Origin of the sequence: Antiquaquibacter oligotrophicus, from assembly GCF_020535405.1 — a bacterium.
Lineage (GTDB): Bacteria > Actinomycetota > Actinomycetes > Actinomycetales > Microbacteriaceae > Rhodoglobus > Rhodoglobus oligotrophicus.
Genome location: NZ_CP085036.1, coordinates 1,820,795 through 1,834,012 on the forward strand (window position 1 = coordinate 1,820,795; position 13,218 = coordinate 1,834,012).

Annotated in this window: 14 protein-coding genes; 12 read left to right on the forward strand and 2 right to left on the reverse strand. The window is 65.6% G+C overall.

The window, feature by feature from the left end; all coding sequences use genetic code 11:
- Window positions 1–11: 11 nt before the first annotated feature.
- Genes LH407_RS09030 through ccsB form a run of 4 tightly spaced genes read left to right on the forward strand, consistent with a single transcriptional unit; the run spans window position 12 to window position 3,841 of the window.
- Window positions 12–581 (forward strand): TlpA family protein disulfide reductase, encoded by a 570-nt coding sequence (locus tag LH407_RS09030; RefSeq protein ID WP_322134320.1) that lies wholly within the window; start codon window positions 12–14, stop codon window positions 579–581.
- Window positions 581–1,315, forward strand: coding sequence for a cytochrome c biogenesis CcdA family protein (locus tag LH407_RS09035; RefSeq protein ID WP_322134319.1), 735 nt, complete (start codon window positions 581–583; stop codon window positions 1,313–1,315). Before LH407_RS09030 ends, LH407_RS09035 begins: the two co-directional genes overlap by 1 nt.
- The gene (gene resB, locus LH407_RS09040; protein WP_322134318.1) at window positions 1,293–2,897 is read left to right on the forward strand and encodes a cytochrome c biogenesis protein ResB; all 1,605 of its coding nucleotides are present in this window, start codon (window positions 1,293–1,295) and stop codon (window positions 2,895–2,897) included. Before LH407_RS09035 ends, resB begins: the two co-directional genes overlap by 23 nt.
- A 44-nt stretch (window positions 2,898–2,941) precedes the next feature.
- Window positions 2,942–3,841: a c-type cytochrome biogenesis protein CcsB gene (gene ccsB, locus LH407_RS09045; RefSeq protein ID WP_407650656.1), complete on the forward strand. Its 900-nt coding sequence runs from the start codon at window positions 2,942–2,944 to the stop codon at window positions 3,839–3,841.
- Here the strand turns inward: ccsB and LH407_RS09050 are convergent.
- Window positions 3,838–4,818 (reverse strand): o-succinylbenzoate synthase, encoded by a 981-nt coding sequence (locus LH407_RS09050; RefSeq protein ID WP_322134316.1) that lies wholly within the window; start codon window positions 4,816–4,818, stop codon window positions 3,838–3,840. The two genes, ccsB and LH407_RS09050, sit on opposite strands and share 4 nt — an antisense overlap.
- Window positions 4,819–4,858: 40 nt before the next feature.
- Here LH407_RS09050 and LH407_RS09055 point away from each other — a divergent pair, with 40 nt between their 5' ends.
- From LH407_RS09055 to LH407_RS09065, 3 genes are all read left to right on the forward strand, one after another.
- On the forward strand, window positions 4,859–5,275 hold the full coding sequence (locus LH407_RS09055) for a hypothetical protein (protein WP_322134315.1): 417 nt from the start codon (window positions 4,859–4,861) through the stop codon (window positions 5,273–5,275).
- A gap of 75 nt (window positions 5,276–5,350) precedes the next feature.
- Window positions 5,351–6,232, forward strand: coding sequence for a 1,4-dihydroxy-2-naphthoyl-CoA synthase (locus LH407_RS09060; RefSeq protein WP_322134314.1), 882 nt, complete (start codon window positions 5,351–5,353; stop codon window positions 6,230–6,232).
- Window positions 6,233–6,236: 4 nt separating this feature from the next.
- Window positions 6,237–7,364, forward strand: coding sequence for an AMP-binding protein (locus LH407_RS09065; RefSeq protein WP_322134313.1), 1,128 nt, complete (start codon window positions 6,237–6,239; stop codon window positions 7,362–7,364).
- On the opposite strand, the gene LH407_RS09070 is transcribed toward LH407_RS09065, so the two are convergent.
- A complete protein-coding gene (locus tag LH407_RS09070) occupies window positions 7,321–8,700 on the reverse strand; it encodes an HNH endonuclease signature motif containing protein (protein WP_322134312.1) in 1,380 nt (459 codons plus the stop codon). The genes LH407_RS09065 and LH407_RS09070 overlap by 44 nt on opposite strands.
- Window positions 8,701–8,825: 125 nt before the next feature.
- Here LH407_RS09070 and LH407_RS09075 point away from each other — a divergent pair, with 125 nt between their 5' ends.
- The 5 genes from LH407_RS09075 to LH407_RS09095 all read left to right on the forward strand — a co-directional run bounded on the left by LH407_RS09075 (window position 8,826) and on the right by LH407_RS09095 (window position 12,691).
- Window positions 8,826–9,845: a 1,4-dihydroxy-2-naphthoate polyprenyltransferase gene (locus LH407_RS09075; RefSeq protein WP_322134311.1), complete on the forward strand. Its 1,020-nt coding sequence runs from the start codon at window positions 8,826–8,828 to the stop codon at window positions 9,843–9,845.
- 30 nt (window positions 9,846–9,875) lie between these two features.
- The gene (locus tag LH407_RS09080) at window positions 9,876–10,484 is read left to right on the forward strand and encodes a hypothetical protein (RefSeq protein WP_322134310.1); all 609 of its coding nucleotides are present in this window, start codon (window positions 9,876–9,878) and stop codon (window positions 10,482–10,484) included.
- 80 nt (window positions 10,485–10,564) lie between these two features.
- The gene (locus LH407_RS09085) at window positions 10,565–11,212 is read left to right on the forward strand and encodes a hypothetical protein (protein ID WP_322134309.1); all 648 of its coding nucleotides are present in this window, start codon (window positions 10,565–10,567) and stop codon (window positions 11,210–11,212) included.
- A gap of 89 nt (window positions 11,213–11,301) precedes the next feature.
- Entirely contained in the window at window positions 11,302–11,970 is a 669-nt protein-coding gene (locus LH407_RS09090; protein WP_322134308.1) for a hypothetical protein, read from the forward strand.
- A 109-nt stretch (window positions 11,971–12,079) separates the two neighbouring features.
- Window positions 12,080–12,691, forward strand: coding sequence for a hypothetical protein (locus LH407_RS09095; RefSeq protein WP_322134307.1), 612 nt, complete (start codon window positions 12,080–12,082; stop codon window positions 12,689–12,691).
- Window positions 12,692–13,218: the final 527 nt, after the last annotated feature.

The following is a 13,218-nucleotide window of genomic DNA, read 5'->3' on the forward strand; positions in this document are numbered from 1 at the left end:
GGCGCGCAGCGGTGGCCGCGGTGGCGGCCGTACTCCTCCTCGCCGGTTGTTCGAGCAACGACAGTCTCGCGCAGCAATACTCCGAGGGTTCCGGTCAGGGCTACATCTCCGGAGACGGTGCCTACACGGAGATCCCCGCCGACCAGCGCGACGAGCCCATCGTCTTCGAGGGCACGGATGAACGGGGCGAGACGATCTCGAGCGAGCAACTCGCCGGTACCCCCTACGTTGTCAACTTCTGGTACGCGAGCTGCCCGCCGTGTCGGGTGGAAGCCCCCGACCTTGCCGACCTGTCCCTCGAGTACGCGGACGTGCCGTTTGTCGGTGTGAACATCAGCGACTCAGCCGATGTCGCCCTCACCTTCGCCGACGAGTTCGGTGTGCCGTACCCGAGCATCATGGATGCCCAGACCGCGGGTGTTCAGTTGGCGTTCGCCGGTTCCGTTGCACCCAACGCGGTGCCGACCACGATCGTGGTGGACGCGGAGGGCCGTGTGGCGGCGCGCATCAGCGGGTTGCTGCGGGAGCCCGGCATCCTCGCGTCCATGATCGACACCGTGCTCGCCGAAGGTACGCGCTAGTGGGTCCGGGGGAACTGGTCAGCGAGGGCAGCCTGCTCGTCGCCCTGCCGATCGCGCTCGCTGCCGGTCTGCTCGCCTTCCTCTCGCCCTGCGTGCTGCCGCTCGTGCCCGGGTACCTCGGCTACGTGAGTGGCATCACGGATGCCGCGGATGCCCGCCGCTCGCGCACGGTGCTGGGTGCCGCGCTTTTTGTGCTCGGGTTCAGCGTCATCTTCCTCGGGGTTGTTGTGCTCGGCAGCACCGTCGGGGTGTTTTTCCTCCAGTACGGCGGACTCATCGAGCGCATCGCCGGTGTGCTCGTGATCCTCATGGGGCTCGTGTTCATCGGGCAGGTGACGTTCTTCCAGCGCACCCTCAAGCCGACGTGGCGGCCGGCGACAGGCCTCGCGGGTGCGCCGCTGCTCGGTGCGGTCTTCGCGATCGGTTGGACACCCTGCATCGGGCCGACCCTCGTGGCCGTCACCTCCCTGGCCAGTTACCAGGGCGACCCCGGTCGCGCCGCGATCATCGGGCTCTTCTACTGCCTCGGGCTCGGCATCCCGTTTGTGCTGGTCGCACTCGGCCTCGGCTGGGTGACCAACTCGGTGGCGTGGGTGAAGAAGCACATTCGGGCGATCAACATCGTGGGTGGTTCGCTACTCATCGTCATCGGTGTGCTCATGGTGACCGGACTCTGGGGTCTTGCGATGTCGCACCTGGGGGTGATGATCAGTGGATTCCTCCCGGCCCTCTGACCACATCGACGCTGACCACATCGACGCTGACGCCCCCGCCGACAGCAAGATCACCCAACCGAAACTCGGATTCGTCGGCTATGTGCGTTTCTTCTGGCGCCAGCTGACCAGTATGCGCACGGCGCTCTTCCTGCTGCTCCTGCTCGCCATCGCCGCGATCCCCGGATCGCTCGTGCCGCAAAAGTCCTCCGACCCGAACGGTGTCATCCAGTACCGCGCGGCCAACCCCGAACTCTCCGACGTGCTCGACGCCCTCGGGGTCTTCAACACCTACACCTCGGTGTGGTTCTCGGCGATCTACCTCCTGCTGTTCTTGTCGCTCATCGGCTGTGTCATCCCGCGCACCAAACACCACCTGGAGGCGTTGCGCGCGAAGCCGCCCAAGACCCCAGCAGACCTCAGCCGGCTGCCCGCTTACGTCTCGCGCGAGACGACAACGGATGCGGGGCTCGCGCTCGACGAGGCCGAGAGGATGCTCCGCTCGCAGCGTTACCGGGTGCAGCGTTTCGACGGCTCCATCAGTGCCGAGCGCGGGTATCTGCGCGAGACCGGAAACCTGGTATTCCACTCCGCCCTCATCGGTGTGCTTGTCGCCGTCGGGATCGGTGGAGGTTTCGGCTACTCCGGTCAGCGTGTCATCGTCGAAGGCCAGGCGTTCGTCAACTCGCTCGCCAGTTACGACTCGTTCAACCCGGGCCGCTTCTTCACCGATTCGGCGCTCAGCCCGTACCGCATCCAGTTGGACTCCTTCGAGGCGACCTACGAAGAGGACAACTTCAACGCCTACGGGCAGCCGACCGACTTCGTTGCGACCGTGACAACAACCGAGCGCGGCGGCGAACCGAAGCAGGGGCAGATCAAAGTCAACGAGCCGCTCTCGATCGCCGGCACCACCGCGTACCTGCTCGGCAACGGTTACGCACCGCACCTCGTCGTGCGCGACCCCGACGGTACGGCCGTGTTCTCCCAGCCCGTCGCGTTCCTGCCGCAAGACCAGAACCTCTTCAGCCTCGGCATCATCAAAGTGCCGGACGGGCTCGACCAGCAGCTGGGCATCCGGGCGCTCCTCTACCCGACGACGTTCCCGCTCGCCAACGGCACGTTCAGCTCGAGTCACCCCGATCTGCGCGACCCGAGCATGAGCCTCGAGGTGTACGCGGGCGACCTCGGCCTCGACGGCGGTCGTGCCACCAACGCGTACGCGCTCGACGTCGATGACCTGACCCAGCTCGCGGGGCGTGATGCTCCCGAGCCGACGATCCGCCTCACCGTCGGGCAGGTCGCCGACTTGCCCGACGGGCTCGGCACGATCGAACTCGTCGAGATTCCGAGGTTCGTGTCGCTGGACATCCACCACGATCCCTCCCAGTTCTGGGTTGCGCTGTTCAGTGCCCTTGTCGTCGCGGGACTCATCGCGAGTCTCTTCGTGGCGCGCAGGCGCGTGTGGATCAAAGTTGTCGACACGGACGGCGTCACCGCACTGCAGTACGCGGGGCTCGCCCGCGGTGACGACCCCCGACTGGAACAGGTGGTCGGCGAACTAGCGGACCGCCACAACGAAAGGCTTAAGGTGGACGAGTGATCGAGACCCTGGAGTCCTTCTCGTCGATCGCCGTGTACTCGGCGATGGGCGTCTACACGGTGGCGTTCATCATGTTCGCACTCGACCTCGCGCGACGTTCGGCGATCTCGCCCGTGACCGCGTCCGAACGTGTCGCGCGGGCCACCTCGGGAGCCGCGTACGGCGGCACCGCCGTGATCGAGGCGACGGATGCCCCCGCCCGCCCCGCGGCGCCCCGCTACCTTCGGGCGGCGATGGCCCTCACGGCGCTGGCCTGGGCCCTGCAGGTCACCGGCACCGTGCTGCGCGGTATCGCCGCCGAGCGTGTGCCGTGGGCCAACATGTACGAATTCACCCTCACGGGCACCGCGATCATCGTTGGCGTTTTCCTCGCCGTGCAGTTCTGGCAGGACCTGCGGTTCCTCGGAACCTTCATCACCGGGTTCGCCCTCATCGCCCTCGGTGTCGCAACGGTCAACTTCTACGTACCCGTTGTGCCGCTGCCGCCGGCACTGCAGTCGCCCTGGCTCATCATCCACGTGTTCGTCGCGACCCTCGGAACCGGCTTCTTCGCGCTGGGCGCCGGCTTGTCCATCGTGCAGCTGCTCAAGTCGCGGCGCACGAGCGGACCGAAGTTCCTGTCGACACTGCCGAGTGCAGACAAACTCGAGACGCTCGCCTACCGACTCAACATCGTCGGTTTTGTTTTCTGGACCTTCACCCTCATCGCCGGAGCCATCTGGGCTGAGCGTGCGTGGGGTCGCTACTGGGGCTGGGACACCAAAGAGGTGTGGACCTTCATCATCTGGGTGATCTTCGCCGGGTACATTCACGCTCGAGCGACACGCGGCTGGCGTGGGGCCCGGTCCGCGTGGCTCGCGATCATCGGATTCACGGCGGTGCTCTTCAACTTCACCATCGTCAACCTCTTCTTCAAGGGCCTCCACGCCTACAGCGGCCTCTAAGCCTCAAGCAACTCCCAGCAGCGTTCGAGGCGGGCGCGCCACCAGAGCGTGCGGTCCTGGGTGGCCGCGTGACGACGCAGCAACCCGGGGCTCGGTACAACACGACGCACGGGCAGGGCACCATCGCGCGGGAGGAGCGGGGCATCCGTCACGTCCGCCGCGAGGAGTGCCGCGGTGCCGAGGCCGCAGTCGAAGTCGAGCGACGGTAGTGCCCCCGCCAGGTGCAGCCCCATCGAGATGCCCACGGATGTCTCGAGCCCGCTAGAGACCACCATCGGCAAACCCACCTCGGCCTCGAGCGACAGAACACGGCGCACGCCGCCCAGCGGTTGCACTTTCGCGATCAGCACATCGGCTGCCCCTGCCCGCGCGACCGCCAGCGGGTCGGATGCTTTGCGCACACTCTCGTCCGCGGCGATCGGGATGCCCATGTATCTGACCCGTTGCCGAATCTCGGCGAGTTCCTCCACTGTCGCGCACGGCTGTTCGACATATTCCAGGTCGTAGGGTGCGAGCGCGTGGATGGCGTGCTCGGCTTCGTCGACATTCCAGGCGCCGTTCGCGTCGACGCGGATCCGGCCCTCCGGGCCCAGAGCGGCGCGCACGGCCGCGACTCGCGCAACATCGTCGTCGAGCGTCTGGCCGCGTTCGGCGACCTTCACCTTTGCCGTTCGGGTTCCCGCAAATCGTGCGAGGGTAGCAGGAACATCGGCGGCCGCGAGCGCGGGCACCGTGGCGTTCACCGGGATGCTGTCCCGCAGCAGTGGCGGCGCTGCATTCCACCCGAAGTCGATTGCGGCGGCCAGCCACGCCGCCGCCTCCGGGTCGGCGTACTCGGTGAAGGGGGAGAACTCGGTCCACCCGTGCGGTCCCTCCAGCAGCATCGCCTCGCGCACGTCAATGCCGCGGAACCGCGACACGAGCGGCAGCGACACCACGTGTGTGGTGTCGAGGAGCTCATCGAGTGGGGGACGCATCACCCCAGTCTGACAAGACCCCTCACGTTATGGTGGGTTCGTGACAATTCCGGGCGAGCCAGAACGGGCGGCCATCAAGGTCGTGCCCATCTACCTCGACCCCGTCGTGGAGACGATCGAGGTGCCCGCGGAGGCCCCGGCATCCGTCGTCGAGGAGCCGGCCCCGGATGCTCCAGCGCCGCGTAGCGGTGTGCTGGGTGGCCTCGCGCTCCTTCTCGCCCTGGCCACGAGCATCCTCACGGCGATCGGCGTCTCGGTTGCTTCGAGCGGCGGGTTCGATGTCGGTGCGGCGCTCGCGTGGGCAGCGATCGTGACATCGGGGTTGTCCGTGCTCGCGGGACTCGTGGCGACGATCTTCCGGCTCGGCCGCGGCATGGGTATTGCGGCGATGGTCATCGGCGTCATCTCCAACCCGTGGTTGCTCGCCACGGTGCTGGGCTTCTTCGCGCCCGTCTGATCCTTTCGTGCCCGTGCCCGTGCCCGTGCCCGTGCCCGTCCTTTCGTGCTCGAGCCCGAGTCGTAGGCTGGGCGCATGGTTTCCGAGTTGTTCGATCCCGAACTCTGGCGCGACGTCGAAGGGTTCGAGGGTCTCACCGACCTGACCTACCACCAGGATGTGACCGGTCGTGTGGCGCGAGTTGCGTTCAACCGGCCCGAGGTGCGCAATGCGTTCCGTCCGCACACAGTCGATGAGCTGTACCGCGCGCTCGACGATGCGCGTCAGAACCCGCGCATCGGCGTTGTGCTGCTCACCGGCAATGGACCCAGCCCGAAGGATGGCGGTTGGGCGTTCTGTTCGGGCGGCGACCAGCGCATCCGTGGTCGCGACGGTTACCAGTACGAGGACGGCACCGCCGCCGTCGGCAGACTCCACATCCTTGAGGTGCAGCGCCTCATCCGCACGATGCCCAAGGTTGTCATCGCCGTGGTCCCCGGCTGGGCTGCCGGTGGCGGGCACTCGCTGCACGTGGTGTGCGACCTGACGATCGCGTCGCGTGAGCACGGCATGTTCAAGCAGACGGATGCCGATGTCGGCTCCTTCGACGCCGGCTACGGCAGCGCGTACCTGGCGCGGCAGGTCGGCCAAAAGGTGGCGCGCGAGATCTTCTTCCTCGCCGAAACGTATGACGCAGAGCGCGCGTTCCAGATGAACGCGATCAACCGTGTCGTGCCGCACGCCGAGCTCGAGTCGACCGCGTACGAGTGGGCGACCACGATCCTCGGCAAGTCGCCGACGGCGATCCGGATGCTGAAGTTCGCGTTCAACCTCGTGGATGACGGGCTCATGGGGCAGCAGGTTTTCGCGGGTGAGGCAACCCGTCTCGCCTACGGAACCGATGAGGCCGTCGAGGGGCGTGACGCGTTCCTCGAGAAGCGCGCACCCGACTGGGGTCCGTTCCCCTGGCAGTACTAGTGCGATGACCCGTCCCCTGGAGGTCATCCCGGCGGAGCCCCATCGGGTGGCTGCGGCGCTGGAGGCCGCGTTGTCGGGGAGTGGGCCGGCCATCCTTCCGCATCCCGATCCGTCTTCCGCGGTGGATGTGCCCGAGCTGGTGCCGCAGAAGGTTGCGGTGGTTGTTGAGACGAGTGGGTCGACGGGTCGGCCGAAACGTGTGGCGATCTCCCCGGATGCGTTGCTCGCCAACGCGGCGGCATCGGAGGTGGCGCTGGGTGGCCCCGGACAGTGGATGCTCGCCCTCCCCGCCCACTACATCGCGGGTATCGCGGTGCTCGTGAGGGCGCTGGCCGCGCAAATCGCTCCGGTGTTTCTGGATCCGTCGGGGTTCACCGCCGAGCGTTTTGTTGCGGCGGCGGGTGAGTTGGATCATCCGCGACGTTTTGTCTCCCTCGTGCCGGTGCAGCTGTCGCGTCTGCTCGACACGGACGATGCGGTCCACGCTCTGCGGGGCTTCGAGCGGGTGCTTGTGGGTGGGCAGTCGATGCCGTCGGCGCTCGCGGCCCGGGCCGATGAGCTGGGTGTGTCGATCACCCGCACCTATGGGTCGAGCGAAACGAGTGGGGGTTGCGTTTACGACGGGGTGGCGATCGGCGACACGAGGGTGCGCATCTCGGATGGTCGGGTGGAGCTTGCGGGGAGCATGCTCGCGGAGGGTTACCTGGGTGACCCGGAGCGCACGGAGCTCGCGTTTCGTGACGAGCACGGTGACCGGTGGTTCCGTACGGATGACACGGGTGAGGTCGTCGACGGTGTGCTGACGATCACGGGGCGTGCCGACGATGTGATTGTGTCGGGCGGGGTGAAGGTGTCGCTGGCCGCGGTGGAGGCTGTGGTGCGGGGGATGCCCGGGCTGGAGCAGGCGGTCGTGGTGGCGGCCCCGCATCCGGTGTGGGGTGAGTCTCCGGTGGTGGTGAGTGAGCTGGCGGTGACGCGTGAGGAGGTGCGCTCAGTGGTGGCGGAGCAGTTGGGTGCGGCGGCCGCCCCGACCGAGGTGGTGATCGTTGACCGGGTGCCGTTGTTGCCGTCGGGCAAGCCCGATCGGCTCACTGTCGCCGCACTCGTCTCGGGTTCTCGCGGTGACGCCTGATTACTAGGGGAACCTTCGGTTCCATGCGCTGGGCCACTACTCCGGGCGGCGCATCCGGTGGCGGGGTCCACCAGTGTTCGATCTCGCCGTCGGGGTTCTCCACGATGACAATGCACCACTTGTTGGCATGGAGCTCGTGATGGTGGAACCTGCACAACGGGATGCCGTTCTTGAGGGTGGTGTTGCGTCCGTTCCAGGCCTGCATGTGGTGGACCTCGGTCATGGCCGGGGGTCGATCGCACCCGGGCACAGCGCATCCGCCCCACTGTGCGGCGAGTGCTGCACGGTCGGCCGAGCAGTGCAAGCGACGGGTAGCGCCAGCCTCGACGGCTTGCGTGCCGCGGAAGGCGATGGGAATCACTCCGCTCGTGCAGATGTGCTTGCGCGCAGTGCCGACGCCCACTGTCACACCCTGTCCTTCGAACCATGCCGCGCCTTCGCCCGACTCCAGATCCTCGAGCGTGACGTGCACGCGCACGGCGGGGCTGCGTGAACCGAAGAGGGTTTTCGGGTCGATGTCGGTGTTCGCGGCGCGTGTGGCGAGTTCGACGATGTCCACGAGTGTGTCGAGGGCGAGCTGCGCATTCGTGCGGGGGTCGGCGACGAGTGTCTCGGCCCGCGCGGCCTCGTCGGGGTCGACAAAACGTGGACCTCCCCGACGCGGCGACGTGATGCTGTCGATGGCACCCGTGATGACGGCGGCGGACTCGGGATCCAGCAGAGCGCTCAGCTTTGTCATGCCGTCGGGAAGCTGGTGCCAGGTCAGCGATCGGCGAGAACGGCGATGTTCTTCGAGGTCGGAGATCGAGGCGACATCGAGTGCTTCGCGAAGAGAGCGCGCGGACTTCGCCATCGACTCCGGCGAAGCCGAGCCCGCTATATCGACGAGTTGGTGTGCGGCGTCGAGGAGGTCGTCGGCAGCAACCGTCGCGGAGGGTGCTCCGAGACCCGAGGTGATGGCGGCGGCCGTAGCGACAGAGAGCGAGCCGTCCCCTAGGCCGGAGTCGACCGGAGCCAACCACGGTGAGTCCTGGCCGATTGCCGTCGCCACGACGGTCAGTTCTTTCGCTTCGGTGCGCGAAACACCGCCGAGCGTTTGGATGGCCTTCTCCGCCGTGGGTGCGCCGAGCCGGGACGCGAGACCGGCGTGGCCTAATGCTGGATCGGAACGACGGACCAGTTCGGCGACGATGGCGAGCTTTGCGGCATCCACTCGCCTGCGTGCTGCCGTTACCTCCGAGTCGAGCTCGAGGAGGCGCTCATCCGATACCGAACACAGCTCGTCGAGGCGCGGCAGCTCAACAACCTCGGAGGGGAGGGGAGCCGTCGCTGTCATGGATCGATTCTACCCGACATTAGAACATACGTTCTATACAAATCGCCGATTGTGGAAAGCTGACGGAATAGTCGTGCCCATCCCGTGAAGGCCCCGAATAGGTGCCCACTATTAGGATTCTCGTCGTGGCTTCCCCGAAACAACAACGCATCGACCCCGCATCCGTGCCCGCTCCGTCGAAGAAGGCCGGCAGCACAAAAAAGCCAGGCGCCCGCAAACCCAAGGTTGTGCCGCCCTCGGCGCGCAAGGCCAAGCGGGCGAGCCTCGGCGACTGGATTTCGGCGGCACGACTGCTGACGCTCCCACTCTCCATCGCGCCCGTGCTGCTGGGTGCTGCGATCGCGTTCGTGTACCCCCGCGCGGAGGGCGACCTGGTCGGCTTCTGGATTCTCGCCGCCGCCTGCCTCGCGGTGGCCGTCTTCCTGCAGATCGGTGTCAATTACGCCAACGACTACTCCGACGGGGTTCGGGGAACGGATGACGACCGCGTAGGCCCCGCCCGGCTTACCGCTTCGGGTGCCGCTCGTCCCCGCACCGTGCTCACCGTCGCGCTCGTCTTCTTCGCGCTCGCCGCGGCCGCCGGCGTCTTCATCGTCATCCGCACGGAGCACTGGTGGTTGCTCGCCGTCGGCGCGGTCGCGATCCTCGCCGCGTGGTTCTACACGGGTGGCAAGCGCCCCTACGGTTACTTCGCGCTGGGTGAGCTCGTCGCGTTCCTGTTCTTCGGAATCGTCGCCACCGCGGGCACCGTGTTCGTGTTGGCGAACGACATCCCGTTCGAGACGTGGATTGCCGCGGCATCCATCGGTGCGATCGCGGCTGCTGCCCTGCTCGTCAACAACATCAGGGACCGGGAGAAGGATGCTGTGGTCTCCAAGCGCACCCTCGCGGTGCTCATCGGCGACCGTGCATCGCGCATCCTGTACGCGTTCCTCATCATCGTGCCACCGCTCGCGGCGACCGTGTTCTTCTCGCTCGTGTTCGAGATGAGCTACCTCGCCTACTTCGCGCTCCTCGCGGCGGTTCCCGCGGCAGTCATCACGCTCTTCGCCCGCACTCCGGGCGAGCTTGTGATCGCGCTGCGGCTGACGTCACTCACTGCGCTGCTCTACGCCCTGGGCCTCGGGTACGGGATCGCGTTCTAGTTCAACCGCGATGTTGGCAGGAGGACGGCCGTGGATCGTCGCATCTCTTCCCAGTCGATGGACCGTGCTCTCGGCTGGACTGGGCTCCTGGTCGCGTTAGCACTCGCGGTGCCTGGCTCCGCCGTCATCGCTCTCCGGGTTGCGTCGCAGTATCGCGAATCGACTGCCAAGGGTGATGCTGCACTCGCAACTGTGCTAGTCGTCGTCGGTGGTCTCATTGCTATCGCAAGTCTCGTGGCGGCAGGGATCCTGATGTGGCGGCATACCCTCGTCCGCCGCGTCGCGAGACGAACCGACGGACTCAGCTACTTCGGGACAAATGTTGGAGAATTTGCGTCGAGTGTCGAAGCTCTGGGTGTGACATGGGGGCACGGCCGCCCCTACGTGCTCAACGTCAATGAAGCAGGGGTCTCGTTATGGAGAGGCAGTCGTGGCGAGAGAGACCCGGCATTGATCTTGTGGTGGGATGACATGAGAAGCGTCGAGTTCTCCACCCTGCGAGCGATCGGGAAGCCATTCTTCGAGGTTGGCTTCGGTGCGAAGCAGGGCATCCTCAAGGTCGCCCTGGACCGGCAATCTCTGCCGAAACGGCGAATTCCGGACTTCGTCGACGCGCTTCAGACATTGCACCAGGTGTAAACCGCTGGGGGGTGGTCGTCCCCTACAGTGACCAGTGCACGCGACTCGAGACCTTCTCGGCTGGTACCCGAAGGCGGGATATGAATTACGGGAAATGGATAGCAGGAGGCCTGGCGCTCTTTCTCGTGGGGCGAGCGCTCATCGAGATCGTTCGGATCGCAAATACCTCTAAAGAGGATCCCGGCCTGGCGATTTCCATGTCCGTCAACACCGTCCTCATCCTTGGCGCCTTCGCGCTTGTTGTTTGGCTGTCCGAGTCGAATGTGGGGGCCGACGCTCGGAAGCGGCGTCCACATCTGGAAGAGGTATCCGAGGGCGACGCCGTCTTCGAGATTTGGAAGGACAAGCAGATCATCCTCGCGTTTCATCGCCTTTTTCCCGCGCTGCCGACTGGATTCGATAGAAACGGGTTCCTCGGCAGAGCTGGCCTTGTCTCGGTCGCGGTGTCTTCCCAAGGCTTAAGTTTTTGGACAGGAAGCGTCGCGCTGGAGAACTTCGGTCACATTCCTTGGGATGCAGTTCGTGATGTCGAGGTCAGGGAGCACGCCGGAATTACGAGATCCTGGCAGGTGCTCGATGTGAGCTTCGATCCCGACCATTTCCCGATTGCGTCACTTTCCGGCGCGAAACTGTATTGGCTTCGTCGAGGCAAGTTTTTCCCAATGCGCGACGCCGAAGGCCGCCAGGTTGCAGATGAGATCAACAAGCGCAGATTCACCCGCGCCTGAACTGCGCCAAGCGTGTGCATACGGCTACGCTCGTCGGGTTGCAGGGGTTGAACGGGAACGCACGGAGACGACTTGAGGGGGCGCGAACAGTGGAGCAAAAGAGCTCGGCGCGCACGGTACTCAGCGTCTTCTTCGTCCTGACATCCGTCGCCTCCATCGGGTCCCTCGTTGTCTCCAACGCTGTGAGAGCATCCGACGCGTCGGAATCTTTGCTCACCTCCGCATCGTGGCTCCTCGGGGGCCTCGCGGTAGCGCTAGCTCTGATCTTGCTCCTCAGCAACGCGAATCGTCAGCGTAGGAATGCGCTCGCGGCCGAGTTCCCGAACGCGATCATCTGGAACGCGGCGAGCAGCCCAGGCCTCGCTCAGGCGATCTCGCAGATGAAGGGCACCCCAACCGTTCAGGCCGACCTGCCCAACTTGCTCACCGTCGTTGCGGATGCCGACGAGGTGCGTGTGTTCGGGGGCCATCCCAAGCGTCTGCGGCTCGAACTTGTTCTGCCCTCCGGGAGCATCGTCGGTCTTCGCCACGGAAAGATCCTCTCCGGCCCCGTGTCGTTCAACGGTGTCGAACTCGAGACGCTGCTCGATGATGCTACGAGCGTCCGCGTCCCACTCGTCGTTACTGGCGGCGGTTTGGGCGGGGTCTATGCCGCGTCCGCTGAAAAGATCGCCAACCTGGCCGCATCGCTCCATAACCTCCTGCCGAGGCTGCAGCAGAGCGCAGAGCCCACGGATGCTGCGGGAGGCGAGTCGTGAGCGCACGGCTTTCTGCGCGAGATAGCGTTCCAGGGCCCTTGTGGGGAAACCAATGAGCCAGAGATACCCGAAGTTCACGCGTTTCGGAGACCCAGCGGTTGAACGGTGGATGACGCACGAGGGCGAGGCGCGCCTTGCCCGCGTCGCGCCAGTATTGATCCCCGCGATCGCCTTCGTGCTCGCGATCTTCATGGCGATCCTTCTGGGCCAGGGCAACAGTTCGCAGCGGGTTGGGACGGCCGTGGCCCTCGGCCTGTATGGGACTGCACTCGCCGTCCTCTTCATTGTGTGGCGCTTGTCGTGGACGGACGCACGGACGCAAAGACGAATCATCCGCCGCAGTCAACCAAACGCAGTCGTGGTGACTGTGCGCCTACCGTCCTGGACACCCGCTGCCACCGACATCGCTCTGCCGCTGTACCTGCCGTACCCCAAGCGGAGGGCTTTGGTGGTGGCCGACGCAGACGCGGTGCGTGTTCTCCCCGTGCGGGCAACATCCACGCCAGCGGTCAGCTTCGAGTGGCACGACCTTGAGATGCTGACTGTCGACTACGTGGAAGTGGGTAAAGCGTGGTCCGGCCTCGCCCTGGTTGATACGCGCACAGGTCACGCGCTCGTCGCCCAGCCCTTCGTCAGCCTCTGGTGGGGGATGATGCCGGGTTACAACACCGACGCGGCCGCTGCGGTGAATGCACTTGACCGCGCGAACCCTGATCGCTGACCTGCTTCGCTGAGGTTTGGCGCCCGCACGCCCGTCTGCACCGGTGTGAACCGGCGTGCGCACACCAAAAAACCTCAGCGCGGGCACCGTCGCTGAGCGACGTCCGCCCCTACTGGTCCTCCACGGTCGCGTCGACGATAACCCGATAATCGGATGCTCATGGACGGTCCCGACGGAATAGTTGAGCTCAATTTGGTTACGAGGTGCGCTCACCTATAGGTTTGCAGAGTTGTCTACCCGGGGGTATTTCCTTGCGTCGCTCGCTGTCACTTTCTGCCGTCGCCATCTCGTCCGCGCTGGCCTTGACACTCGGAGTGCTAGTGCCTATTGCGCCAGCAGAGGCAACCGAAACCGCCGAGGCGACGATTGCCGTCCCGCCCCTTGAGTCCGCGCCGTTGGAGGCGCCTGAACTCTCGACGCCCCAGGGTGAATTCATTCCAGAGCTCGAAGCCCGGGAGCCGCTCGCGCGCGATTCGACCAAACCGCCTGCCGAGTTTGAGTCATCACTCGATGAGTTTGATCCTTCC